At 46.8% G+C, this 23868-nt stretch carries 25 protein-coding genes and 1 other RNA gene; 13 read left to right on the top strand and 13 right to left on the bottom strand.

Translation table 11 applies throughout. The features are described from left to right. Window positions 1-21 precede the first annotated feature (21 nt). Both speE and ACLWNV_RS16605 read right to left on the bottom strand, forming a co-directional pair. Complete coding sequence (speE, locus tag ACLWNV_RS16610; RefSeq protein ID WP_413585566.1) at window positions 22-1305, bottom strand: polyamine aminopropyltransferase; 1284 nt, start codon at window positions 1303-1305, stop codon at window positions 22-24. A gap of 108 nt (window positions 1306-1413) precedes the next feature. Continuing rightward, on the bottom strand, window positions 1414-2331 hold the full coding sequence (locus tag ACLWNV_RS16605; protein WP_413585565.1) for a class I SAM-dependent methyltransferase: 918 nt from the start codon (window positions 2329-2331) through the stop codon (window positions 1414-1416). Window positions 2332-2377: 46 nt separating this feature from the next. On the opposite strand from ACLWNV_RS16605, the gene ACLWNV_RS16600 reads away from it, so the two are divergent. After that, on the top strand, window positions 2378-3238 hold the full coding sequence (locus ACLWNV_RS16600; RefSeq protein ID WP_413585563.1) for a Bd3614 family nucleic acid deaminase: 861 nt from the start codon (window positions 2378-2380) through the stop codon (window positions 3236-3238). On the opposite strand, the gene ACLWNV_RS16595 is transcribed toward ACLWNV_RS16600, so the two are convergent. The 4 genes from ACLWNV_RS16595 to ACLWNV_RS16580 all read right to left on the bottom strand — a co-directional run bounded on the left by ACLWNV_RS16595 (window position 3198) and on the right by ACLWNV_RS16580 (window position 6805). Continuing rightward, window positions 3198-4787 (bottom strand): ATP-binding protein, encoded by a 1590-nt coding sequence (locus tag ACLWNV_RS16595; protein ID WP_413585562.1) that lies wholly within the window; start codon window positions 4785-4787, stop codon window positions 3198-3200. The genes ACLWNV_RS16600 and ACLWNV_RS16595 overlap by 41 nt on opposite strands. 78 nt (window positions 4788-4865) lie before the next feature. Continuing rightward, the gene (locus ACLWNV_RS16590) at window positions 4866-5081 is read right to left on the bottom strand and encodes a CPXCG motif-containing cysteine-rich protein (protein WP_413585561.1); all 216 of its coding nucleotides are present in this window, start codon (window positions 5079-5081) and stop codon (window positions 4866-4868) included. Beyond that, entirely contained in the window at window positions 5062-6264 is a 1203-nt protein-coding gene (locus tag ACLWNV_RS16585) for a DASH family cryptochrome (RefSeq protein WP_413585560.1), read from the bottom strand. Before ACLWNV_RS16585 ends, ACLWNV_RS16590 begins: the two co-directional genes overlap by 20 nt. Window positions 6265-6319: 55 nt before the next feature. Beyond that, a complete protein-coding gene (locus tag ACLWNV_RS16580) occupies window positions 6320-6805 on the bottom strand; it encodes a fibronectin type III domain-containing protein (protein WP_413585559.1) in 486 nt (161 codons plus the stop codon). Window positions 6806-6902: 97 nt separating this feature from the next. Here ACLWNV_RS16580 and rnpB point away from each other — a divergent pair. After that, window positions 6903-7285, top strand: an RNA gene (gene rnpB, locus ACLWNV_RS16575) — RNase P RNA component class A. Between the two features lie 205 nt (window positions 7286-7490). After that, window positions 7491-7859 carry a hypothetical protein gene (locus ACLWNV_RS16570; protein WP_413585558.1) on the top strand — a complete coding sequence of 123 codons (369 nt, stop codon included), beginning with the start codon at window positions 7491-7493 and terminating at the stop codon, window positions 7857-7859. Window positions 7860-7880: 21 nt separating this feature from the next. On the opposite strand, the gene ACLWNV_RS16565 is transcribed toward ACLWNV_RS16570, so the two are convergent. From ACLWNV_RS16565 to ACLWNV_RS16535, 7 genes are all read right to left on the bottom strand, one after another. After that, a complete protein-coding gene (locus ACLWNV_RS16565; RefSeq protein WP_413585557.1) occupies window positions 7881-8675 on the bottom strand; it encodes an ABC transporter permease in 795 nt (264 codons plus the stop codon). Window position 8676: 1 nt separating this feature from the next. Beyond that, window positions 8677-9495, bottom strand: a complete 819-nt coding sequence (locus ACLWNV_RS16560; RefSeq protein ID WP_413585556.1) for an ABC transporter permease — start codon at window positions 9493-9495, stop codon at window positions 8677-8679. Continuing rightward, a complete protein-coding gene (locus tag ACLWNV_RS16555) occupies window positions 9446-10276 on the bottom strand; it encodes an ABC transporter ATP-binding protein (RefSeq protein WP_413585555.1) in 831 nt (276 codons plus the stop codon). Before ACLWNV_RS16555 ends, ACLWNV_RS16560 begins: the two co-directional genes overlap by 50 nt. Window positions 10277-10290: 14 nt before the next feature. Continuing rightward, window positions 10291-10830 carry a hypothetical protein gene (locus ACLWNV_RS16550; RefSeq protein ID WP_413585554.1) on the bottom strand — a complete coding sequence of 180 codons (540 nt, stop codon included), beginning with the start codon at window positions 10828-10830 and terminating at the stop codon, window positions 10291-10293. A 130-nt stretch (window positions 10831-10960) separates the two neighbouring features. Next, window positions 10961-11488 (bottom strand): GNAT family N-acetyltransferase, encoded by a 528-nt coding sequence (locus tag ACLWNV_RS16545; protein ID WP_413585553.1) that lies wholly within the window; start codon window positions 11486-11488, stop codon window positions 10961-10963. 22 nt (window positions 11489-11510) lie between these two features. Continuing rightward, complete coding sequence (locus ACLWNV_RS16540; RefSeq protein ID WP_413585552.1) at window positions 11511-12545, bottom strand: class I SAM-dependent methyltransferase; 1035 nt, start codon at window positions 12543-12545, stop codon at window positions 11511-11513. Beyond that, a complete protein-coding gene (locus ACLWNV_RS16535; RefSeq protein WP_413585551.1) occupies window positions 12545-13036 on the bottom strand; it encodes a hypothetical protein in 492 nt (163 codons plus the stop codon). Before ACLWNV_RS16535 ends, ACLWNV_RS16540 begins: the two co-directional genes overlap by 1 nt. Window positions 13037-13123: 87 nt before the next feature. On the opposite strand from ACLWNV_RS16535, the gene ACLWNV_RS16530 reads away from it, so the two are divergent. From ACLWNV_RS16530 to ACLWNV_RS16485, 10 genes are all read left to right on the top strand, one after another. After that, entirely contained in the window at window positions 13124-13759 is a 636-nt protein-coding gene (locus tag ACLWNV_RS16530) for a DUF4442 domain-containing protein (RefSeq protein ID WP_413585550.1), read from the top strand. Between the two features lie 8 nt (window positions 13760-13767). Beyond that, the gene (locus tag ACLWNV_RS16525) at window positions 13768-15375 is read left to right on the top strand and encodes a carboxyl transferase domain-containing protein (protein ID WP_413585549.1); all 1608 of its coding nucleotides are present in this window, start codon (window positions 13768-13770) and stop codon (window positions 15373-15375) included. A 6-nt stretch (window positions 15376-15381) separates the two neighbouring features. Next, window positions 15382-16158, top strand: coding sequence for an enoyl-CoA hydratase-related protein (locus ACLWNV_RS16520; RefSeq protein WP_413585547.1), 777 nt, complete (start codon window positions 15382-15384; stop codon window positions 16156-16158). A 185-nt stretch (window positions 16159-16343) separates the two neighbouring features. After that, the gene (locus ACLWNV_RS16515) at window positions 16344-17006 is read left to right on the top strand and encodes an EamA family transporter (RefSeq protein WP_413585546.1); all 663 of its coding nucleotides are present in this window, start codon (window positions 16344-16346) and stop codon (window positions 17004-17006) included. Window positions 17007-17068: 62 nt separating this feature from the next. Continuing rightward, on the top strand, window positions 17069-19006 hold the full coding sequence (locus ACLWNV_RS16510; protein WP_413585545.1) for a GAF domain-containing protein: 1938 nt from the start codon (window positions 17069-17071) through the stop codon (window positions 19004-19006). Between the two features lie 257 nt (window positions 19007-19263). Next, window positions 19264-19680 (top strand): hypothetical protein, encoded by a 417-nt coding sequence (locus ACLWNV_RS16505; protein ID WP_413585544.1) that lies wholly within the window; start codon window positions 19264-19266, stop codon window positions 19678-19680. 8 nt (window positions 19681-19688) lie between these two features. Beyond that, window positions 19689-21518, top strand: a complete 1830-nt coding sequence (locus ACLWNV_RS16500; RefSeq protein WP_413585543.1) for an ATP-binding protein — start codon at window positions 19689-19691, stop codon at window positions 21516-21518. Window positions 21519-21543: 25 nt separating this feature from the next. Next, window positions 21544-21921, top strand: coding sequence for a response regulator (locus ACLWNV_RS16495; protein ID WP_413585542.1), 378 nt, complete (start codon window positions 21544-21546; stop codon window positions 21919-21921). A gap of 78 nt (window positions 21922-21999) precedes the next feature. Next, on the top strand, window positions 22000-23490 hold the full coding sequence (locus ACLWNV_RS16490; RefSeq protein WP_413585541.1) for an acetyl/propionyl/methylcrotonyl-CoA carboxylase subunit alpha: 1491 nt from the start codon (window positions 22000-22002) through the stop codon (window positions 23488-23490). Beyond that, a complete protein-coding gene (locus tag ACLWNV_RS16485; RefSeq protein ID WP_413585540.1) occupies window positions 23490-23867 on the top strand; it encodes an acetyl-CoA carboxylase biotin carboxyl carrier protein subunit in 378 nt (125 codons plus the stop codon). The genes ACLWNV_RS16490 and ACLWNV_RS16485 overlap by 1 nt, the downstream gene beginning before the upstream one ends. The last annotated feature ends 1 nt before the right edge of the window (window position 23868 follow it).

Genomic DNA, 23868 nt, shown 5'->3' with positions numbered 1-23868 from the left:
TAAGCGGAGTCCGCAAGAGAACTAGTTTTGGCCCAACATTGTTTTAACGAATGTTGGCAATGAGAAGGCTGCAGTGTGCAAATCCTCATTGTAGTATTTCAGGCCCTTAGCCTTAGAAAATTGGCGCGCGCCGTCTTTGTTAAAGTCAGTTGCTGGGTGAGTAGAACCCTTAACACCCATTTGCAAGCTCCACATGCCCGACGGATACGTCGTTGCGTGGAAAAGCATGGTGTGAACACTGCTTTGACCAAAGATGCCTTTAAGACATTTATTAAGCTCTACAAAAGTTCCTTCGTGGAACATTGGGGATTCACCTTGAGTGATCACAATGCCGCCCTCTTTAAGAGCGTTTTTGCAGTTCTGATAGAATTCAGCTGTGAACAAGCCCTCTGCAGGCCCAACCGGATCAGAACCATCGACGATGATAACGTCGTAAGAGTTCGGAGCCGCGTCTTTCACAAACTGGATGCCGTCACCGATAATAAGATTCAATTTCGGATTGCCGAATTCGGAAGCGATGTGTGGAAGGTGCAGTTTGGCAGCGCGAACCACAGCTTCGTCAATTTCCACCATTGTCACTTTATCAACTTCGTATTTGAAAAGCTCACGGATCGTTCCGCCGTCACCACCGCCGATGACCAGAACGTTTTTAGCTTTCCCGTGGGACTGCATAACCGGGTGAGTGATCATTTCGTGATAATGAAACTCATCACGCTCGGAACACATCACCATGTTGTTGATCGCCAGGAACTTACCATGTGAGTAAGTTTCCAAAACGCGCACACGCTGGAATGGATTAGTTTCGTCAAACAACACATCACCCGTGTAGCGCAAAGACAAAGCCTGGTTTTCGTCCTTATCGGTGAACCAAACGTTGCGCTCCATTTGCACGCCTTTGGACAAATCAAAAGTCGGCTTTTCGCGGATTGTTTTAGGTTTGAAATCAGTTTTTTGGATCACGTGCAAAGAACCGCGATTCATCTCGATCGCCGAGTAATTTGCCTGGAATGCTTTTTTCAGGTGCTCAAAAGAAACCCAAGGGTCCACAGTTTCGCCGCAAGTGAAAAGATCCACAGCTGCATATCTGTATTCCGGCCAGGTATGGATAGCCAAGTGGCTTTCCTGAATAACAACCACACCGCTTACGCCCCATGGGGAAAAGTGGTGGAATGTCGAGTTGATCACAGTAGCCCCTGCGATCTGTGCCGCTTCAATCATACTTCTTTCGATGATAGAAACGTCGTTTAACACCTCAGCGTTACACCCGCTGAACTCAACCAAAATATGGCGACCTAAAGCATTCAATTCCGTGCCCTCCAAATGTTAGAAATTTGTGCATTACTTATTAGGGGGTAATAGGTCCTTTTACCCCCGGGGGCAAGGCTTTTTTGGCCACAAATTGAAAGACAAAACCTACAGAGAACGAACCTCGTAGCAGACGTGGATTTTCTTGTCGTGAAAGTCCTGTGGAATGCTTTCCTCGGAGATATCGCGAACTTTGTACTGGTTTTTAATCGCAGCTGACAGATTGAATTTTCTCTTGTTGTTAGAGAAATACAATACACCGCCGGGTTCCAGCATACTCATGCAGGAATCCACCAAAAACTCCTGATCGCGCTCGACTTCAAAGCTGTCCTGCATTTTTTTGGAGTTTGAAAACGTCGGTGGATCCAGGAAAATGATGTCAAACGCCGGTTTACCTTTATTCTGCGCCAACCACTCCAGAACATTGGCATTGATGAAGCTGTGCTGGGACGCAGGAATTTTATTAAGTTCAAAATTTTCCTGAGCCCACCCCAGATAAGTCTGGGACATATCCACGGAAGTGGTTCTGGCACCCGCCAGGGCCGCGAAAACGCTGACCGAACCGGTATAGCAAAACAGATTCAAAAACTTTTTGTCTTTGGCCGTTTTAAAGATTTTTTGGCGCATTGGACGGTGATCCAGGAACAATCCCGTATCCAGGTAGTCGTACAAATTCACTTTGAACAGGGCCTGGGACTCTTTCACGGAAAAAGTTTGTTCTTTTTCATCCAACTTTTCGTATTGCTTTAGGCCTTCCTGGCGCTCGCGTTTTTTTACGATGATCTTTGCTTCATCGGCCTTAAATAAGGCTTGTAAGGCCTCGATCACATGAGGCAAGTGGTTCTTTTCTAAATCGCGGCTGTCGCCTTTATCGTAGATCAAAAAATGTTCGCCATAGATATCCACGATGAATGGATACTCAGGAATATCACGGTCATAAAGACGGTAAGCTTCGATGCCCGCGCGCTCTGCCCATGACTTCAGTTTTTTATAGTTTTTTTCCAGACGGTTTTTGATCATTTGCATAGGCTCGTTTTAGACAAAAATAACGGGATATGGTACCAATTCTTAAATGAGCGATGAAAAAAAGGCCCAAAATAAGGCCAGCCACCTAGCATTTTTACTGTCCAGGGAAAACCTCGAGGTGGCTTTCGTGGTTTTTAAGGGTTCCGTCTACTTTTCATACTATCGCAAAGACCTTTTGTCGCCCTCTTCAGCGGTAGTTAAACTGCTACAGGGGTTGTTTGATCGACATATCGATCACAGCTTTTTTATTTTAAGACAGCGGATTTACACGACGGAGAGACTCACCGAAATGTGCCGGGGAATGGTCAAAGTCGTCGCCAAGCGAGCCACAGATCAGATTCAACCAGAACAAGATCCCTATTTCACGGAAACCCTGAACTTTATCGAAATTGATCACAGTGAAAACTCACTAAGTGCAGTTCATCATTTGAATACGGAAAACCGAACTTCGTTGGCGCAGATTCGCGACGAATTAAAACTTCAGAAGGCAGATTCTCACCAGCAGCGTCTGGCAGCAGTGGCGAGTCTGGCAGCAAGAATTCCCCGCGGTGAAGTTTTGCATGATTATGACCGAAGCATTGCAGCCGCCTTGATTTCATCGACTGGCGAAATTTTGTCTTACGGATTTAACTCCAATTCCAAAAATAAAACTCTTCATGCCGAAGTAAATCTGGTGCAAAGATTCTTTAGGGAATCTGGCGGTAAAATTCCTTCTGGTGCCGTACTGTACAGCACCCATAAGCCCTGCAAAATGTGCGCAGGAATGATTTATGACTGGAGCGAATCCCCGAAGGATTTAAAAGTTTATTATGCGGTTGAAGAGACCGGGGGACTGTCAGTACAGACGGTATTGGACCGTCACCGAATCAACCAACAGCTGATTCCGTCAGAGAAAAGCACGAATTAATTGCCTTCATTAAAGTATCCTTGCGAATAGGCTTGGATAAATGCATGTCGCATCCGGCGCTTAAGCTGCGCTCGATGTCTTCTGCGAATGCGTTGGCGGTGCAGGCAAAAATGCGTGAAGGGCGGCGACCTTGCTCGCGTTCGATTTCACGAATGCGCATTGTTGCCTCGTGACCATCCATTCCCGGCATTTGCACGTCCATGAAGATCACGTCGAAATCATTCTTTTCCACAAGCTCCACAGCATCAGTTCCGCTTTCAGCATAGGCGATGCTGTGAATGGTTTTTTGCAGATAGATTCCCAAAAGGTTTCGATTGTCGTCGACATCATCCACGACCAGAACGCGCAGGCGCTCTTCCTGGATATAGTGCTGAAGATCGTTCAAGTGATAGCGGCCTTGCAGTGGGTTGTGCATGCTGGTTTTTCGCTCGGTCGTGGACGGCATGGAGGCAGTGAAATAAAAAGTGCTGCCAACGTTGGGCTCGCTTTCAAGCCAGATTGTTCCACCCATCAGCGTGACAATTTTTTGCGAAATAGAAAGTCCCAGCCCCGTGCCCCCATAGCGGCGGGTTGTCGTCGGATCTGCCTGAGTAAACGGACGGAAGATATCTTTGAATTTTTGCTTGGAAACCCCGATGCCCGTATCAGATACACTGAACAGGAGGTTTCCCGGTCGTGGTGTATTGTTCGCCATCACGGTCAGAGTAACCGTACCTGCGTGCGTGAACTTGATCGCGTTATTCAACAGGTTGATTAAAACCTGGCGAAGGCGATCTGAATCCCCGATGTAGAAAGATTGAACTTCGGGATGGACCTGAACTTTTAGCTGCAACCCTTTTTCCTTAGCGCGGAAATCAAGAATCGAAAGAATATCCTCGATAATTTTTTGAAGGCTAAAAGGCAGCAGGTGCAGAACGATCTCGCCAGCTTCAACTTTGGATAAATCCAAAACGTCATTGATGATGGTCATCAGCTGATAGTTCGCTCGTTGCAGAATTTCGACAAACGAAGACTGCTGACCATCCAAAGTCGTTTCTGCCAAAGTATCCGTGATTCCAATAATTGAATTTAGCGGAGTACGAATTTCATGACTCATGTTTGCCAGAAATACTGACTTCGCATAAGTGGCGGCGCGCGCTTTGGCAGCGGTGGACAGAAGCTCCTGATTTTTTCTTTCCAGGTTCTCGGCCAGCTGTCTTTTCTCGGTGATGTCGAAGGCCATGCTTAAGATCTTTATCACTTGGCCTTTGTCACTTTTAACTGGCGTATAAGAGCAGTGAACCCAAATTTCAGCGCCGGATTTTGCCAGACGTTTAAACTCTCCCACCTGAGGATTGCCCGAGCGCAGAGTATCCCACAATTCGTTGTATTCAGTTTCATGCAGTTCAAAATCGGGAAGGAATATCGAGTGCGGTTTATTATGAATTTCATCCATCTCGTAACCGACCAGATTTAAAAAATTGCGGTTGGCCCAAAGGATCGTACCATTCGGGTCAAACTCAATCAGGGCGTGGGAATTTACGAGGGCTTCATATGCCGACTTGTTCATGTAGATAGTCTATCTGTAGAATTGCATTTAAATAAAATTACAAAAGCTCTTGGGCGTTAAAGTTTTGTAATCACGATTTCAGATTTTTTGCGCTGCGAAGTCGATCAGCTTCCCTTGATCGGCAGAGTAAGTGATCTGAATTGGACGACAACAGATCTCGCAGTCTTCAACATAGGTTTGTCGACCGGGTTCTGAAATATCCACCAGCATGGAAATGCTTTTATGACAGTAAGGGCATTTAAAGTAGTGCTCAATCTGTTCGTTCTCAAAGCTTTCAAATTCCGGGCTGGTCATAAAATCCTCCATGGTTGGGTCTTTGCGCGGATTCCGCGACTCCGGTGGTGTAATTCCAATTTCCCCAGTTGCTGGCGGCATCATAGTCGATCAGCATTTCTTCAAAGTACCGTGCGCCCCAACGCCAATCCAGGCTTAGGGTTCCAGTCAGATAGTTCGCAACTTCCACCCGGTTGCGATAGGCAAGAAATCCTGTTTCATTAAGTTCCTTCATGTTTCCGTCGATCGCTTCTTTGCCTGTGGTACCGATTTTCCAGCTTTTAAAAAGTTCCTGTTGAAGGCGGTCATCCACCAAGGGCTGATGCGCAGGATTGTTATCGGCCTGAAAAAGGAAAGGACCTAATTTCATCGCGTAGTATTTGAAAAAATCCCGGCGCAACAGATCCAACAACATCCATTGCGTGGATGTACTAACTGCGTGTTCTTTTTCGTAGCTTTTTACTTCCCAATACACCACGCGCGGCGAGAGGGAACCATTTGAAAGCCACGGTGAAAATTTCGAGCTGTCATCGAAATGCATCAGTTCTGAGTTTGGATCTTTGAAACTGCGTAAGAGATCTTTATCCCAGATGAATTCCTTTAACCGCGTCAATGCCTGCAACTCTCCACCGATGAATCTTGAAGGCGTGATGAACATCCGCAGTTCCCGGTTTAAATCCAATTCAAACTCATCAGTACTGATGGACTCTGGCCAGATCAGGGGAATCAGCAAAACCTTCTCAGGCTCGATGTCTTTCAGTAAGACTTGATACTCGGCCATGGTGTTTGGCACTTCGTGAACCGCAAATGGCAGAGCGGATTTTTTTAATAACGTTCGCTGATCAAAGGATTTGATATTGTCGATCACGATGCGTGACAGGACCTGCTTTTCCTCGCGGATTTCTTCCGGTGTGTGCTCTTCCGTATATACCAGCACATCGATTTTATATTTGTGGATCAGTGCGGGAAGAACTTCTTCTGGATGAGAATAGGTGATCACCAGATTGTGACCGCGAATTTCCAGCTCTCTTTGCAGGCTTGCCAGGGACTCTAATAAAAATTTACGACGAAATTTACCGGCACGACTGAAATTCAGAGGATATGAGTAAACGAACAGAGCTGACTGCGCATTATTGCACAACCAAGTCAGTGCTTCGTTATCGTGTATTCTAAGATCGTTGCGGAACCAATAAAGAGCCCTCATAACTGCAAGTATATGAGGGCCAATTTAGACGACGAACCTGATTCGTCAAAGACTGCTATTTTGCAGGAGCTGCTTCTGGAGCTGCCGGAGTTTCAAACATGGACATTGCAAAGTATGATTTGCGGTGTGAGCTGAAATTGTTCGGTCTTACGGAAGCCACTCGCCAAAAGTAGTGTTTACCAGCTTCTAGTTTGGAAACATCAAAAGTAGTCGCTTTAACGTGTTGATCGTCTGCCACCAACCATTTGAAGTTAGGATCAGTTGCAACTTGAACGTGGTATTCCTGAGCGTCTTTAGCTTCATTCCATTTCAAGGTAACAGTCTCACCCTTGATAGCTGCGAAGTATTCAGGGCTCGTCAATTCAGGCTTAGCTGGAATAAGCTGAGCCTGTGGATCAAGCTTCTTCTCAGGGAATAGCATGTTCATTTTCTCTTTAAGCTCTTCTTTCGTGTGGTGAGTAGGACCGCCGCCTTCTGCCAAAGCAGGAGCAGTTAGAGCCAAAGTCACAGCAAACGCGATCAGAGATGCAAAGATCTTCATATAAAATTCCTTTTTAAGTAAGTCAGATGAAAGTAAAATAAATATGGGTCGATGAAAACCCTCTTGCGCTTTTTGCCGGAGGGTGTTAAAAAACCCGTCGGTTTTGCGGATGATCGCTCTAATAATACTCAAATACTTGATATTAGGGAGGAAAGTCCGGACTCCATATGGCAGCGCAAGGGGTAACGCCCCTCTACAGTAATGTAAGGAACAGTGGAACAGAGAGAATGTCCGGGGCATTGAGCCTGACACCGGGAACGGGAGGGTCAGGGGAGCCGCCGGAGTGAAAACAGCCAAACTCTGCGCGGAGCAAGATCAAATAGGGTGACACTAGTAGGGCGGCCAGCCCGTAGTCACCGGGTAAGATCGCTTGAGGGCGACAGTAATGTCGCTCCTAGAGGAATGATCATCTATTTTTCCTGGGACAATCATGGGACCCGGGGAATTGGACAGAATCCGGCTTAAAGCAAAACCAGACTCCCACTTTCTTAGACGGAACGAGATATAAACGCCAGCTGACGGCGTTGCTCGTCGTCGGCGTACGGGTAGTACGCCTTCCTTTTCGATCAAGCCATGTCTAACTAATGAACAATCGGACAAAATTTCTAAAGCAAAAAATCCGACATCCGTGCATGTGTCGTTTCTTGGTAGAATCCCGCTAACTTCAAATTCAAAGGGATAATTTATGAAAAACTTGGTTTTTGCTTTGATGTTCCTGGTTGCAGGTGCAGCGTCAGCTTCTGTTAAATCGGTTAAAGTATGTAATGTGAAAAATGGAACTCAATCTGTAGAAATGTCCATTATTGGAAAGGTTCTAGTTGCCCGTGACAATTCGAACCCTGTGGAAGAATCCTTTAAAGTCATGGAAATATTAGAGGCGAGTGCATCTGATCTTAAAGAGATGCAGAGCTTTTATAATCTTGAAACAAAACTGGTTGATGCTACTTCGTACATTATAGACTACTCCGGATTTGTTTTGGCTGTTGATGCCAAAGGCGTTCAATATCTGCTGGGTCAAGGCGGTGCTCACGGTACTTCCAAAGCCTGCAAATAATTTTTCTTTGGGCCAGATTCTTCAGGAGCTGGCGCTGGAATAGTTTTTTAAAGCGAATTGCCAGAACTTATTGGTTCCATAGATAAGCACAACCGACAGAACGACGGCCCAGGCGAAGAGGCCGTAGGATGCTGGCTCCAGTAGGGCTTTCGCTGGGACGCTGGCTATGACTCCTACTGGGAGTGCGGTTAGCAGGGCCCATTTTAGCCATGGGACGTAGATTGAATCGGGGCGCATGCCCAGGCGATAGATTTGATACCAGATGAATTGCAGGTTTTCGGATCTTGCGAAAATTACGGCGGTGGCGGCCATGGTGAAACGCATGGAATATAAAGCGACCAGTCCGGTTGGAATTAGGACGATCAACCAAAATAGACGAATCCATTCGAAACCAGGCAGTTGAGTCATGCTGTAGATAAACCACGAAGTTGCGATCGCCAGATTGCCGATCGCAGGAGTAGAAGCTTTTTGCAGGCTGATCATAAACTGTGAATTTGCGGGTTTTGCCAACAGCAAATCCAAGTCGCCTTTGCGAACTTTTTCTGAAAATTGATCTAGGTTTTCAGACAGAATAATCATGTACAAGGCGTCGACGACGAACACCACTCCCAGGAAGACGCGCATTTGTGCCAGATTCCAGGAGCCGATCAGTTGCGTATGCATGAACAAAACTTCAAAGGTCATGATCTGCGCGATATACCAAAAGATATCCGTCACAATTCTGGTCAGGAAGTTCACGCGGTACTCAAGATCCGCGATGAAGCTTGCGCGGAACATGGAAATATAAAGAAACCAGTATTTTTTTAGCACTGTCATCTTAGGCTCCCGTTCCTGTGTAAGCGTTAAGCCCGCGCTTCCAAATAGTGGCGCCAATGATATTTACAACCACGATTCCGATCGTGACTGAAATGAAGGATTGATACACTGAAGAGATCTCCAGGCGTCCCGTCAAATACCCCACCGGCACGTAGACACCAGAACTGAATGGCAAAGCAATCATGATGGACTTCAAAGGCTCGGGCATCAAATCCAAGGGGAAAAGTTCCCCGGTCATCAACCATAGCGCCAGGTTTTTTGCTCCGGTGAATGCATAGACTTTATTTAAGTGGAAAGCACAAGCTGCCACCACGAAGCTGATTGAGTGAACCAGGATCAGGTAATAAAATTCCAACGCGAAGGCCATCGGCAGACGTTCAAATTTAGTTGGTAGCGAAAAAGCCAAAATCGCCACGACAGGAATTACCATGGAAACTAAAGTCGTGATGAATTTATAACCCATCAACTGCGAGAAATAATATTCATAGTAAGTCATCGGACGCGTCAGAATCGCGTTGATACTGCCGGAATCGATTTCCTGAATCATGCGGAACTCGTACATCCAGCTGGTGCAAATACGCGCAAAGAAAGCGCCCCACAAAGCGTAAGCCAAATAATACTCGCGGGTGAAGCCAGCGATTTCGGCAGTGGCTGCCCCACGGAAGACAGCCATCCACAATAGGACTTCAATTCCTGTGGTCAGTGTCGGCTGCAAAACAGCGTCGACGAAATAATTCAGGCGGTACTCTAAGTTGCTAACGATAGCTAACTTAGCGAATGCGAGATTCCGTTTCCAAAAAACGGCGAATGACTTCTTCAAAATCGACCTCTTGATTTTCAGCTAATTCTTTATTGGAGTTCGCGACGAACTCATCGACAGTGCCCTGGTACACGATATTGCCCTTGCTGATCAGAAGTAATTTGTCAGCAAGCTGGGCGATATCATCCATATAGTGACTGGTCAGGATAATTGTCGGCGCTTTTTCTTTCACGTATTGATCAAGAAATTCACGAATGGTTTCCTGGGCCACGATGTCCAAACCAATAGTCGGCTCATCCAGAAACAAAATCTGTGGCTCATGCAAAAGCGCACCGATGATTTCCATCTTCATGCGCTCGCCCAAAGAAAGACGACGCAACTGAGTGTGCAGAACGTGAGAGCACTGAAGCATCTCGGCCAGATGAGCAACACGCTTGCGCGCAGCTGCCGGATCCAAGTCATAAATTCTTGCTAACAGCGCATAAGAATCAGCCGGGGAGATATCCCACCAAAGCTGGTTCTTCTGTCCCAATAGAATGCTGATCTGACGAAGGAATTCGTTTTTTCTTTCCCAAGGACGATAACCCAAAACACTCGCATCCCCGCCGGTCGGCGTGACCAGGCCTGAAAGCATTTTTAGCAGAGTGGTTTTTCCAGCGCCGTTAGCGCCCACCAAGCCAACAATTTGTCCGGATTCAATTTGCAGAGTTGTTTTATCAAGAGCAGTTTTCTCCTGATACTGTCGGTTGAAAAAGCCTTTAAGGGAATTCGTAAATCCCTCGGGCTTTTGGTAGCTCTTGTAGATGCGGGTCAGGTCTTTGGTTTCTATAACGATCGCCATGCGGCGATCATAGACTAGTTTGTTCCTAAAGAGAAGCCAGCAGAGAAAGCCGCTTGGCGTTCTTCGTCAGTGAAGAAAGTTTGAAAGTCAGGTGCAACGTAGCTTTCCTCGGAAATGCGACCTTCCTGGCAGCCTTTAAGTGAGTCTCGTTTTCCGTTAAATGCGCACTCAGAAGTATTCCAGGCTTTTTCAGAGTAACGAATCTTAAAACCAACCAAGCGATCTTTTTTAAAATAAGCTACAACTGAATCCATACGTGTGCGACCGGCTGCATAGTAGTCGCCACCTAAAATAGTATCGCTCCAGATTTGTGCCTGATAGGCAGCAACCGAGCGTAGTGCTTCAGCAGTTTCTTGTTCCAATTTATTTAAGCGGGGAGTTTGGCTGTAAACAACTGCTGCAGCGTACGGAGCGCGGCAGGCAGTTTGATTGCAGGCTGCTGTGAAGTGAGCGGCTTCGTCATAGAATTTGTCGCCGTTGGGCCCCATGTGATCTGCAAAAGCCTGAGAGACAGAAAGACTCAAAACAGCTACCAGCATCGCTTTTGAAAACATAGATCACCTCGCTTTGCTGAAAAGATAGGACCAAACGAGGAAAACTTTTAATACAAAGACATTAAGTTATTATGCAATTCATGCACGGTTGCCAAATGCAGGCCCTGTGCGAAGAGACAGGGCGGGGTAATTAAGATAGTTTTCTTTCCAGAACGACGAATTCCAGATTTTCGACTTTAGGGATGCCGAAACGTTCATCGCCATAGGGAAAAGGCTTCTTTTCGCCAGTCTGGCGGAAGCCTTCTTTTTCATAAAACTTGATCAACTCGGTGCGAACAGAGATCACTGTCATGTAAAGGTGCGTACATCCCCAAAAGTGCGCAAAGGCTTCGCTTTCGTTGATTAGCATTTTGCCAATACCCTTGTTTTGCAGTGTGGGATCCACAGTCAACATTCCCAGGTAACATTTGCCATTTTGATTTTCCAGATGAACGCAGCCCAAAAGTTTTCCGGTGTCGTCATCTTCAGCGATCAGAATCACAGAGTTGTCGCGTTCGATATCGGCTAAAAGGCCCTCTTCATCCACACGCTGACCATCAAGCAAATCTGCTTCCGTGGTCCAACCGGCTTTAGAGGAATCTCCGCGATAAGCAGAGTTTACAAGCTCGACCAGTTCTTCGATATGGCTTTCGTCAGCTTGGGTGAATTCGATATGCATAAGGTACCTTTTCTCTCGGGAACTATTTCTTTTTGGCGTAGACGAAAAACTCTTTGCCCTGACGTTTGGGAATTGAGTTCTGCCAGCGTCCCCAAAAGATCGGGATATAGTTGTTTTTAACTCTTTGCCGAAGTTCCCACTCGCTGCCGCCAAATGGAGGTCCCTGGCGTTTTTCAAAGGCAAAGAACACACCCATCAGATGTCCACCATCCACCAGACAACGATTCCAGACTTTGACTAAATCCTGACGTAACTCGGGATTGATCGCGCAGTAACATGTGTGTTCAAAGACAATGTCAAAACCAGCGTCATAACTGCGCGGTAGATTGAATAAATCTGCTTCAACGAAAGTCAGATTTTCCATGTGACCGTACAGTTTTTTGGCGCGATCCAATGCCGTCGGTGAAATATCCACGGCTGTCACCACGTGACCGGCTTGGGCAAAGAAAGCAGCGTCGTGACCTTCTCCGCAGCCCAGAACCAGAATGCGCGAACGGGAGATTTTCAATCGCTGAAACATGTCTTTCAAAGCTTCAGCGGGTTCGCCCAGGTTCCAGCCCGGATTTTCTTCGCGCTTATAGATTTGGTTCCAGAACGCCTCTTTTTCCACATCTGTTTCTGAATCCCAGTAAGGCGGAATCTCATAAGTTTTTCCGTCGACAGTGATGGAATCATCATCGAATTCTTCTAACAGGTTAAAGAAAGCGGCCTGTGCTTTGCGCGAAAGTACAAAGGGAATGTGATCTTTTGTATATCCATGAAAACGATCCCACTCGTCCAGCGACAAAGTCTTCAAATCAAAAGAAAACTGGGTGTCGTAGTGACAGCGAATGGACCAGTGTGAATCATTTTTATCGATTTGCAGAGCGATCAGAGGTTCGTCGAAAGCTTCGACGATCACCGGTGTGTCGCCGAATGTGCTCAACAGTGTTCCGCCTTGATGAAGCTTCAGGTTTTCCAGGATTTCGCGTCCGGCGTTGGGGTCTTGGATTCGCAATTCGCGACTGACGCAAAACCCCTCTTCATCAATTTGAACAAAGTAATTGGGAATAGCCATTAGTGTTTTTCAGGAGTCGCAGTCGGCGATGCTGCAGGCGAAGCCGCTGGAGTTGCCGCTGGTGTGCCTTCTGTTGAAGCATCAGGACCTGGAGTTACAGTGGAACCCTCAGAGAAAACCACGATATCATTTGTTGTTTTAACGGATTGAAGAGTCCATTTGTCAGTTTTGTCTTCAGACGGTTCGCGGTGAAGGATGGCTTCGCCTTCGATCACTTGCTCAAGTGCTTCGCCCGTTTCGTTGATCTCAACGAATTTGTACGAGAATACCGCGCGAACTTTGTTGTCGTTCATGGACTCTGTCCAAAGTTTATCGATGCGCAGCTCTTTTGCGTTTGGTTTTTTCGCAGTCAGAGTGTTGGTGATCAGTTCGGCCAACTTGGTTTGAATGCCAGCGTGCGTCTCAAAGCCGATAGCTTCATTTGTGTGAATTACGTTCCAAGTCCAAACCAAAGCTGCAACGAAAACGATGACGCTTACAATTTTCTTCATTCCGAAACCTCTCAAAGGAAATCTTTTTCTCTTTATCGGAGCATGATATCTTAGATTTTTCAATACTCTAAGGGAAAAGGATATCTCATGAACCAACAATGGCTGACAATCTTAATGTCGAAGGGGATTGAGCTTGAGCAGAGTCTGCGTCAGCAGCTCCAACAAGCCAAAGATGGCCTAAAAACACAACTTGAAGATCGCGGAATTCGTTTGAGTGCTGCGGACCTGGCTGCCTTGTTGGAAGAGGTTTCCCCGAAAGCATCGCATGCTGCGCTGGGTTATGCACTCGATATCGTTAGACCTTTTTCCGCGGGAATGGGTTTAAGAATTTCTCGTCTTAAGGATACGCAAATCGAGGTTGTGATTCCGGCTCGCACTCGCAATATGAATGAGCTTAAACAAATGCACGAGGGAGCGCTTTTAAGTGCTGCCATCGAGTCCGCGAAAATCCTATGGATGCGACATGCCCCGTTGGGAAATTTTGAGATTGCTGTCACGCGAATTGAATCTGAGTTTTTTAAAGTGCAAACAAATGACTGCAGATTGCGTATGGAGCTGGCGGAAAATATCCGCGAGGTGGTTTTGGCAGACCTTAGGGAGCGCCGGGAATCCACAGCCACGGCCGACGTTCAGGTTTTTGACGAGAACGATCAGGCAGTGGGATCTGTGCAAATGCAGTTAAAATTAAAACACACACCAGCACTTGCTGGCAGCGTGGAGTAAAAGGTTCTATGGAAATTCTTGATAGTCACATTGATGTTAACTCTTCTGATTTCAAAGCCAATCGCGAGGCCATGCTAAACGTAGTCGGCCAGTGGCGCGAAAGAGTTGAGCTGGTAAAACAAGGTGGCGGCGCTGATGCGACGAAAAAACACAAAGCCCGCGGTAAAATGACAGCGCGCGAGCGCATTGAAGCTTTGGTGGATGGCGGAACAGCTTTCCTGGAGTTTTCAACATTGGCTGCATGGGACATGTACGAAGGCCAGGCTCCAGGAGCTGGCGTTGTCACTGGTATCGGCGTGATTCACGGAACCGAGTGCGTAATCGTTGCGAACGATGCCACGGTCAAGGGCGGCACTTACTTCCCAATGACGGTGAAAAAACATTTGCGCGCTCAGGAAATCGCTTTTGAAAATGGTTTGCCATGTATTTATCTGGTGGACTCGGGTGGTGCCTTCCTGCCTATGCAGGCCGATGTATTCCCGGATCGTGATCACTTCGGTCGTATTTTCTATAATCAGGCACGGATGTCTGCTGCAGGTATTCCGCAGATCGCAGTCGTCATGGGTTCGTGTACCGCGGGCGGAGCGTACGTTCCGGCAATGAGTGATGAAACTGTTATCGTAAAAGAAAATGGGACCATCTTTTTAGGCGGTCCCCCATTGGTGAAAGCGGCAACCGGCGAGGTTGTTGATGCACAGGAACTGGGTGGCGCGCAAGTTCACTGTGAAAATTCAGGTGTGACGGATCACTTCGCAGAAGATGACGAACATGCGGTCGAGATCACGCGTTCTATCGTTGCTCACTTGAATCACAAAAAAGCTGTGACGATGCCGATTCTTCCGGTTGAAGAGCCGTTGTTTGATTCCCAGGAAATTTATGGCGTGATTCCGAAAGATTCCCGCGTGCCATTTGATGTTCGCGAAATTATCGCGCGCATCGTAGATGGTTCAAGATTTCATGAATTCAAGGCTTTGTACGGAAAAACTTTGGTCACTGGTTTTGCACATATTTACGGAATGCCTGTCGGTATTATCGCAAATAACGGTGTCTTGTTCAGCGAAAGCGCACAAAAAGCGGCGCACTTTATTGAGCTGTGTGAGCAGCGTGAAATCCCATTGATCTTCCTGCAAAATATCACCGGCTTCATGGTCGGTAAGAAATATGAAAATGAAGGCATCGCGAAACACGGTGCTAAAATGGTAATGGCAGTTTCCAATGCTCACGTTCCAAAATTCACAGTGGTGATTGGTGGTTCGTATGGTGCAGGCAATTATGGAATGTGCGGACGCGCGTATCAACCTCGTCAGATGTGGATGTGGCCGAATGCCAAGATCAGCGTGATGGGTGGCGAACAGGCTGCAAACGTTTTGCTGACCGTGAAAATGGATCAGATGGCGGCCAAGGGTCAATCCATGAGTGCCGAAGATCAGGCCGAATTCAAACGTCCGACTTTGGAAAAATACGAACATGAAAGCTCTGCATACTATTCATCGGCTCGTTTGTGGGATGATGGAATTATTGATCCGGCAGACACACGCCGTGTGTTGGCTTTGGGTATTGCAGCCAGCCTTAACAAGTCTTGGGGCGAGAAATCTCAGGGCGTATTCAGAATGTAGGTCAGAATGTCTTTTTTAAACATCGTTGAAATGGACCATGTGGCCTACGTGAAACTGAACAGGCCGGATGTACGAAATGCCTTTAATCCGGAAATGATTTCCGAAATCACAGAGACGTTTCATCAGCTGCACCTTCGCCAGGATTTGCGCGCCATCGTCTTACAGGGCGAAGGCAAATCATTCTGTGCAGGTGCAGATCTGAACTGGATGCGCGAGATGGTGAATTTCTCGTATCATCAAAACCGCGAGGATTCCCTCTATCTATTTTCGATGTTTGAAGCGATTGCGAAATGCACTTTGCCGGTGATCGGTTTGATTCATGGCGCGGCCTTTGGCGGCGCTTTGGGTTTGGTCGCGGTCTGTGATGAAGTCATTGCGGAAGAGGGAACTCAATTCTGTTTCAGCGAAGTAAAGCTGGGAATTGCACCAGCGGTAATCAGCGCCTTCGTGCAAAGAAAAGCCGTCGCAGGAAAAGTTCGTCCCCTGATGTTGTCGGGTGCTGTGTTTAATCCGCATGTGGCACAACAAGCGGGTCTGGTGACTGAAGTTGCTCCAGCGGGTGAAGGGCACACAGTTTTGCAAAAGGTTCTTGCGAACTACAAACAGGGTGGTCCTGAAGCGGTTCGTGAAACAAAAAAACTTTTGAACGATATTGCTAACCTGACTTGGGAGCAGCAACGCGATCGCACAACTCATCTGATTGCCGAACGTCGCGCCAGCGATGAAGGTCAGGAAGGCCTTAAGTCCTTCCTGGAAAAGCGTGAACCTTCGTGGAGAAATTAACCGCGATACTTTGTGTTTTGATCGCCATCTTTTCTGTACAAGGTGGCGCAAGCTTTGCGAAACATCTGTTTCCGGTGATTGGTCCTCAGGCCGCTACTTTTTGGCGCGCCAGTATTTCAGCTTAAATCTTATTGATAATCTATAGACCCTGGATCCAACGCTATTCCCGCAGCACACTGGGAGTTGTGGCTTTGTATGGAATCTGTCTGGGTTGTATGAATATGACCTTTTATCTATCCATCCAAAAAATTCCATTGGGCATTGCGGTGGCACTGGAATTTACCGGTCCCTTGGCGGTTGCGATCTTAGGTTCCAAAAAATGGATTGATGGTCTTTGGGTATTGCTTGCAATAGCGGGAATTGCTCTGGTTCTTCCGCACTCGGACTTTTCACAGAATATTGATCTCGCAGGTGTTGTTTTGGCATTGGTCGCTGGTGCATTCTGGGGATTGTATATTGTCCTGGCTAAAAAGGTCGGCGCCAGAATTCCTGGCGGGGCAGCAACTGCGATGGGTCTTACGGTAGCATCGCTGACCGTGGCACTGCCGGCAATACCGCACATCGATTTTTCCATTTATACGGGTACGGTGTGGCTGATGATTTTTGCGATGGCCATTTTGTCAGGCGCGATTCCGTTTTCGCTAGAAATGATCGCATTAAGACGAATTCCCGCTAAGACTTTTGGTGTTTTGATGAGTCTAGAGCCCGCCGTGGCCGCACTTATGGGACTAGTTTTTTTAAGTGAGAAACTTTCAAATACGCAAGTCGTAGCAATTTTATGCGTGATGGCTGCATCTTGTGGAAGTTCTCTCACATCTCGTAGTACAGAAGTGCCCCTTCAAACTTAAGATTAAAATATTCTCGGATTCTGGCGAATCAAGGAAATAAACTTTCCTCCGATATTTCTGCAATGTCATTATCCACAAGGTCCTTCGTAAAATTCAGTCCTGCAGTTGATCGTCGACGATTGGCTGCATTGATGTTCACAGACATTGTGGGCTATAGCGCGATCTTTCATCGCAATGAAGCTCTGGCCATGAAGCTTCTGGGAGAGAAGACAAATATCCTGCGCGAAATTTTCCCAGCCTATGGCGGTCGTGAGATCAAGACTTTAGGGGATGGGTTTTTTATCGAGTTTCCGAGTGTCCTTGAAGCGGTGAAGTGCGCCTATGACATTCAATCTCAGCTTTATCAAAGAAACCTGGGTGGAATGGCAGACGAACGATTTCAAATTCGTATCGGCATTCACCTGTGTGATTTCATTGCGACCGAGGAAGATGCTTTCGGAAATGATGTTAATGTTTCCTCGCGCCTGGAAAAACTGGCTCCTCCTGGAGGAATCTGCGTAAGTCAGCAGGTGGTTGATCAGGTCAGTGATAAAATTGATCTAAAATTTTCTCCCATCAAAGAACGCAAGCTTAAGAACATTAAAAAGCCTGTTGTCAGCTATTCAATCGAGCTTCCGTGGTTTCATATTCGCGAAACAAATGTGCAGTCTCACTTCGAAAAGTGGCTTCCTAAAAATCTGACCTTGCAAAACAGTCTGATGATAGGAAGTGTAGCCGCTTTGTGCCTGGCCGGATTCTTTATCTGGGCCGTGTTTCTGGTGCCCAAAGGCGGCTTCACAAATCCTGATGGTTTCTTTCACTTCATTTCCAGCTGGAGAAATCTGATAGTTTTAAATCCTATATTTGCCGTGGTCACTTGGGGCTTGTGGTTGTTTCATCCGCAGGACCGGAGATTGATTTATCTTTCGATTGTTTTTTCGATAGGAAGTCTAAGTCTGGTTGAAAGAGTGCCAGTTGAAATTACCGGACTGAGCGAATACGCCATTCAGATTATTGGCGTATTGTCAGCCGGGCTCGTGGTATTTCCATTTGTTGCGCTGGAAGCTTTGGAAAAACAAAAGCGCCATATCGAAATGCTGGTGAATTTTTCTCTTTCCGCAGTGGTGTTCGCCGCTTTGTTCTTTATTCCCACGTCGGCAAATTTAAGTCTTAAATGGACACTTTTTTTAGCTTCAGGGGCTGCGACCAGCTATTTGGGATTTGTCGTATTCTCGGGTATTCGTAAAAGTTCAGGAATACCAATTCATGATTTCCGACGTCTTTTGTTTGGAATGGTCGCGACAGCGGAAATCTATTTGAAACTAAATCCAGGTTGGTTCGAAGGTGGCACAGCGGAAGTTCTGGATAATTTCTTTCCTGTTGGTTTTCCTTTGTTCTTTGCCGTCTTCTCTATCTTCGGATATGCGGGCCAGGAACGTTTAAATTTGAAGAATCTTAATTCGCTTAAGGTGTTGCAGAAAGTAAACAATGTGGTTGGCGGCTCTGATGCTTACGACGAAAAGCTTTCGAACATGCAGGAAATTATTTGTTCCTTTCTGAATGCGGAACGCTCCACTATTTATCTGGTGGATTTAAAAGGCAGCGATCCCATGCTTCATGCTCAGGCGATTTACGGTCCCACCAACAAATTGAAGGAAGTGGCGTTGACGGTGGATCCCGAGCACGGATTGATTGGTCGAGTGATGAAAACCCGCAGTCCCTTGCTGGTCGACGATTTCAAAAAAGAAGATCGGATCACCGACGAGGAAAGATCTCACATAAAAACGAACGAGTATCGCACACGTTCCTGTTTGCTTTGTCCTTTGGTAATGGGAAATGAAATACTGGGCGTTATGACTTTTTCAGACAAACGCGGCACCCTGCCATTTACTGAAGAAGATTTACGTTTGGTACAACTCATCGCCAAAGATGTGACTGCACTTTCGCTTCACGCGCGCTATCAGAAGATGGTGGATCATTTTGTGTCGGAAAAATTAAACGAGTTGAATAAATCCGCGTAGTGAGTATTTCCTCGTATAAACATCCAAGATGCCCGGTTAAAAAATAATTAAAAGTGAATTAAGATTTGGTAATAATCACCGAAAAGTAAATCACTATGAATCGATCGAAACTCTCAACGTTGAGTTTGATCCTGTCCGGCACTCTCCTGTTTATAGGATTTTTTCTCTTCGAAAATTTCAACTTTACTCCCGGGGAGCAGCAGGCGGCGCCAGAGCGTTATCCTTCTTCTCTTGCCGATTCATATCTTGATAAAGACGTGCCCACACTATTTGTATTCGCACATCCACGATGTACCTGTACGCAGGCCACGCTTAAAGAGCTTTCCCGATTAAAGGAAAAAGTCGGCCCTCAGATGGCCGTGAAAGTTTTTGTCTCTTATGATCCCCAGGATGCATTCGACGGACAAGAGATCGAGCGCCAGGCCCGCAGTATCGCAAATATCGAGGTGCAAACAGATTTAAATCGTAAATTTGCACGCTCTCTAAATGCGCTGACTTCAGGTCAAACAGTTCTTTACGCGCCAGAGGGGAATTTACTGTTTCAAGGTGGCATTACAGTCAGCCGGGGACACGAAGGTGTCAGTCCGGGTGCCATGCAAATAGAGAAAATCGTCACAGGTCCTTTTATTAAAACCCAGTTTGCCAGAACACCCACATTCGGTTGTCACCTTTAGAAAGTGCTATGGAAGAATTTAACAGAATCGCAGAAGAACGAACGCAGAAAATTTATATGGCGATGCGAACCGAAGTGGCTCGCCGTACAGATAAATTGTTTTCTTATCTGATGTTGGGCCAATGGTTTTTTGCGATCGGCTGCGCGATCGTTCTAACGCCAAGATCATACAGTGGAAGTGTCAGTTCCATGCATCCACATGTGTGGGCGGCTTTGATTCTGGGAGGGTTGCTGACCTTCCTGCCATGTAGCTTTGTGATTCTACGTCCAGGTGAAGTCATCACCCGCCATGTGATCGCAGTGACTCAGATGATGATGTCGGCATTGCTGATTCATCTGACAGGCGGTCGGGTTGAAACGCACTTTCATATTTTCGGTTCCTTGGCATTTCTGGCATTTTACCGTGATTGGAAAGTGATAGCGACTGCCGCTGCGGTCACCGCTTTGGATCACTTGGTCAGAGGTATTTTCTGGCCGCTTTCTGTTTTTGGTTCAGCAAATGTCAGTCATTGGGAATGGATGGAGCACACGGGGTGGGTTTTGTTTGAAGTGGGCTTCCTGATTCCTGGTTGCTTTAATACTCTGAAGGCCATGCGTGAACTTTCCGGCCGTCAGGTGCAGCTGGAGATGATCAATGAACGAGTTGAAAAGAATGTAGCGCAGCGAACAGAAGAACTCGAAGTCACTCAAAGACAATTGATGCAGTCGCAAAAGTTGGAAGCCATCGGGCAGTTGGCCAGTGGTGTAGCGCATGATTTTAATAATATGCTGGGTGGTATTCTGGCCTATTCGAGCCTGTTAAAGGAAGACTACGCTCACGATGAAAAGCTGGTCAGTTCCCTGACTGTAATTGAAAACAGTGCCGAGCGGGGAGCCGAGCTTACTAAAAAGCTTTTGGCATTTGCGCGCAAGGGTAATTACGAGCACACGATCGTGGATTTGGAAAAAACCGTCGAGGAGACTGTGGCGCTACTGGCGCCGTCCCTGGATGAAAAAGTGAATATTTCAATCAAGGTTGATCGCAATTTATGGCCTACTGAGGGTGACTCGACTCAGATTTTTCAAGTGGTGATGAATCTGGCAGTAAATGCAAAAGATGCGATGCCCTCGGGTGGAAAACTTTTGATTACTGCGACAAATGTGGAAGCAGATGTGGACTATTGCAGCTCCCATAAATCGGTGACACCGGGAAGTTATGTCCGACTTTCTATCGAAGACAGCGGTTGTGGTATTCCTAAAGAGATTCAGGAAAAAGTTTTCGAACCATTCTTTACCACCAAACAGCCAGGGTCCGGAACAGGACTGGGTTTGTCGATGGTTTACGGTATTATGAAAAATCACAAGGGTGCTGTCGGTTTGTATTCGGAGCCGGGGCACGGCACGGTATTTCACTTGTATTTCCCGCGTTCTAAAAAGGCGTACTATCAGGATGCTCCGGTTTCTGGAATGTCGATCCCATCTAGAAATTCCTTGCTGGGTCAGGATGTGCTTTTGGCCGATGACGAGGAAACCATGCGCCGCGCGGGTTGTGATATTTTAAGCCGGTACGGTGCCCGCGTTAATGCCTATGAAGATGGTGAAGCGGCATTGTCGGAACTCAGCTCGAATCCAGGCAAATACAAAGTTATCATTCTGGATGCGATCATGCCCAAGATGAATGGTATCGAGGCATTTCATCGTATGCGGGAAGTGGCTCCAGATGCGCAGTTTATTTTTTCCAGTGGTTATGCAGAAAGTGCCGAGATCACGGAACTTAGAAATCGTTATTCAGTTAAATTTATTCAGAAACCATTTAAAGCAGAACACTTGGCCCGCGAAGTCTTGAAGAAAGTGGCATGATATGGAAAACAGCAGCAGCAAGCGAATGATTTTGACCATAGATGACGAGCCGACAATCCGCTCTGCGGTGCAGTTAATTCTGTCGCGGCGAAACTGCCATGTGGTGGGGGCCCAAGATCCCGCAGAGGCGGAAGCTCAGCTGAAAGCTCAGCCCTTCGATCTAATTCTTTTAGACGTGAAACTGGGTAAGGCCAGTGGGCTTGAGCTGCTTAAAAAATTGCGCGAAGAGTTGAAGATTTCCACTCCGGTTTTGCTTATGAGCGGCCTTGCGGACACCGAACGCATCCAGGAAGCTTGTAAGTACAATATTAAAGGCTTTCTATTAAAACCATTCAACTCCAAGGGGTTGGAGGAGAAGGTTTTTGGCGTTCTGGAGACACCAGCCAAACCGCAAGCTGCATAGGGAAAACACCGTCTTTTCGTTGCTTTAAACAGGCACTCTGGATATAGATAAAAGCTCTAAAATTGGAGCTTTTGCACCATGACGAAAATGCCTGGTAAATTCACTCGTATTGCTATCGCCAACCGCGGAGAAGTCGCGGTCCGTATTATCAAAGCCTGCGAAGAGTTGGGAATCGAAACGGTTCTTCTGCACTCAGAGGCTGACATCAACTCTCGCGCCTTTCGCATGGCCACGAAAAAAATCTGTATCGGTCCTGCACCCACTGCTGAAAGTTACCTGAATATTCAGGCGAACATTGATGGTGCATTGGCGGGTGGAGCACAGGCGATCCATCCTGGTTTTGGATTCTTGTCTGAAAATGCTGATTTCGCTGAAGCAGTCACCAAAGCCGGTCTTACTTTTATCGGTCCGTCAGCGGAGGCGATTCGCTCTTTGGGTGACAAGGTTCACTGTAAGGAACTTGCTAAAAAAGCCGGTCTTCCTTTGGTGCCAGGCTATCAGGGTGAAAATCAGGAAATCGCAAACCTGATCACCGAAGCTGAGCGCATTGGCTATCCAGTGATCGTGAAAGCCGCAGCCGGTGGTGGTGGTCGTGGTATGAAATTGATCAAGGCATCTGCTGAAGCTGCCGAGTTGATTGAGTCTGCGCAACGTGAAGCCCAGTCAGCCTTTGGTTCGCCGAAAGTATTTTTGGAAAAATATCTGGATCGTGCAAAGCACATTGAGTTCCAGATTTTTGGTGATTCTACTGGAAATGTTATCCACTTCTTTGATCGCGAATGCTCAGTGCAGCGTCGCCATCAAAAAATTATCGAGGAAGCTACTTCTCCTTCATTAAGCGAAGATCTTCGTCGCCGCATGGGAGAGGCAGCATGCGCGATTGCGACTTTGGGTAAATACAAAGGTGCAGGTACGGTCGAGTTTCTTTTGCAGGATGGTGCTTTCTATCTTTTGGAAGTAAACACTCGTTTGCAGGTTGAACATCCGGTCACTGAAGAAGTTCTGGGTGTGGATCTGGTAAAAATGCAAATCCTGACTGCTCAGGGTGATTACATTCATGATCCAAAACAGATTCGCGTTCCTCGTGGTCATTCTATTGAATGCCGTATCTATGCTGAGAACCCGTTCATGGGCGGCGTACCCAGCACAGGCTTGTTGGGACATGTCGAGTGGCCCGAAGGCCCCGGCCGTCGTTATGAGTATGGTTTTGACTCCGGCGACACCATCACTCCTTTTTACGATCCTATGATCGCGAAAGTGATCGTTTGGGATGAAAGCCGTCCACGCGCAATTCAAAAAATGATCCGTGTTTTGAAAGATTCAGTGGTGTTTGGTGTTCATACCAACATTCCTTATTTGATCGAGATCTTGTCTCATCAGGAATTCGTGATGGGCACAATGACCACAAGATTTATTGAAACATATTTTGCAGATCCTATTAAAGAACAGGAACTGACTGAAGCAGAGAAAAAACTTGCAGCCGCAGCTCTTGCTCAGGCACGCGGAACTCAAACTTCAGGGAATGTGGCCACCACATCTCCGTGGGCATCTTACTGGAGAGGTATCTAATGGAAGTCAAAGTTCGCATCGACGGCATTGATCACAAAGCGAAAGCACAATTGCTTCAAGGCACATTGTGGGTGCATGCCAATGGACGTACTTTCACAATGGATGCAGGCTCTGGACGTAAGTCCCGTAAGAAAGCAGGCGCCGGCGGTTCATCAGACACTGTGATCGCACCAATGCCAGGTAAGGTTACAAAGATTTTGGTACAATCAGGTGCCGAGATTAAAGCCGGACAAGCAGTTTTGGTGATGGAAGCCATGAAAATGGAGTACACTTTAAAAGCTGATATCGCGGGAACTGTTGAGACGGTTTCTTGTGCTGTGGGCGAACAAGTGGCTTTGGGTAAAGCTCTTGTGAAAATTAAACCTTCTGCTGAATAAG

The organism is Bdellovibrio sp. HCB274 (genome assembly GCF_047306075.1).
GTDB lineage: Bacteria > Bdellovibrionota > Bdellovibrionia > Bdellovibrionales > Bdellovibrionaceae > Bdellovibrio.
The sequence above is the reverse complement of the archived record's forward strand: the minus strand, read 5'-3'. Positions and strand labels throughout refer to the sequence as shown.

Excerpts from the sequence above, each read along its gene's own strand:
- ACLWNV_RS16570 (WP_413585558.1), top strand. The coding sequence starts at position 7,491 with ATGAAAAACTTGGTTTTTGCTTTGATGTTCCTGGTTGCAGGTGCAGCG.
- ACLWNV_RS16490 (WP_413585541.1), top strand. The coding sequence starts at position 22,000 with ATGACGAAAATGCCTGGTAAATTCACTCGTATTGCTATCGCCAACCGC.
- ACLWNV_RS16545 (WP_413585553.1), bottom strand. The coding sequence starts at position 11,488 with ATGCATATCGAATTCACCCAAGCTGACGAAAGCCATATCGAAGAACTG.
- ACLWNV_RS16510 (WP_413585545.1), top strand. The coding sequence starts at position 17,069 with ATGTCATTATCCACAAGGTCCTTCGTAAAATTCAGTCCTGCAGTTGAT.
- ACLWNV_RS16565 (WP_413585557.1), bottom strand. The coding sequence starts at position 8,675 with ATGACAGTGCTAAAAAAATACTGGTTTCTTTATATTTCCATGTTCCGC.
- ACLWNV_RS16555 (WP_413585555.1), bottom strand. The coding sequence starts at position 10,276 with ATGGCGATCGTTATAGAAACCAAAGACCTGACCCGCATCTACAAGAGC.
- ACLWNV_RS16540 (WP_413585552.1), bottom strand. The coding sequence starts at position 12,545 with ATGGCTATTCCCAATTACTTTGTTCAAATTGATGAAGAGGGGTTTTGC.
- ACLWNV_RS16600 (WP_413585563.1), top strand. The coding sequence starts at position 2,378 with ATGAGCGATGAAAAAAAGGCCCAAAATAAGGCCAGCCACCTAGCATTT.
- ACLWNV_RS16530 (WP_413585550.1), top strand. The coding sequence starts at position 13,124 with ATGAACCAACAATGGCTGACAATCTTAATGTCGAAGGGGATTGAGCTT.
- ACLWNV_RS16485 (WP_413585540.1), top strand. The coding sequence starts at position 23,490 with ATGGAAGTCAAAGTTCGCATCGACGGCATTGATCACAAAGCGAAAGCA.
- ACLWNV_RS16580 (WP_413585559.1), bottom strand. The coding sequence starts at position 6,805 with ATGAAGATCTTTGCATCTCTGATCGCGTTTGCTGTGACTTTGGCTCTA.
- ACLWNV_RS16520 (WP_413585547.1), top strand. The coding sequence starts at position 15,382 with ATGTCTTTTTTAAACATCGTTGAAATGGACCATGTGGCCTACGTGAAA.
- ACLWNV_RS16495 (WP_413585542.1), top strand. The coding sequence starts at position 21,544 with ATGATTTTGACCATAGATGACGAGCCGACAATCCGCTCTGCGGTGCAG.
- ACLWNV_RS16525 (WP_413585549.1), top strand. The coding sequence starts at position 13,768 with ATGGAAATTCTTGATAGTCACATTGATGTTAACTCTTCTGATTTCAAA.
- ACLWNV_RS16605 (WP_413585565.1), bottom strand. The coding sequence starts at position 2,331 with ATGCAAATGATCAAAAACCGTCTGGAAAAAAACTATAAAAAACTGAAG.
- ACLWNV_RS16500 (WP_413585543.1), top strand. The coding sequence starts at position 19,689 with ATGGAAGAATTTAACAGAATCGCAGAAGAACGAACGCAGAAAATTTAT.
- ACLWNV_RS16585 (WP_413585560.1), bottom strand. The coding sequence starts at position 6,264 with ATGAGGGCTCTTTATTGGTTCCGCAACGATCTTAGAATACACGATAAC.
- ACLWNV_RS16595 (WP_413585562.1), bottom strand. The coding sequence starts at position 4,787 with ATGAACAAGTCGGCATATGAAGCCCTCGTAAATTCCCACGCCCTGATT.
- ACLWNV_RS16550 (WP_413585554.1), bottom strand. The coding sequence starts at position 10,830 with ATGTTTTCAAAAGCGATGCTGGTAGCTGTTTTGAGTCTTTCTGTCTCT.
- ACLWNV_RS16590 (WP_413585561.1), bottom strand. The coding sequence starts at position 5,081 with ATGACCAGCCCGGAATTTGAAAGCTTTGAGAACGAACAGATTGAGCAC.
- ACLWNV_RS16535 (WP_413585551.1), bottom strand. The coding sequence starts at position 13,036 with ATGAAGAAAATTGTAAGCGTCATCGTTTTCGTTGCAGCTTTGGTTTGG.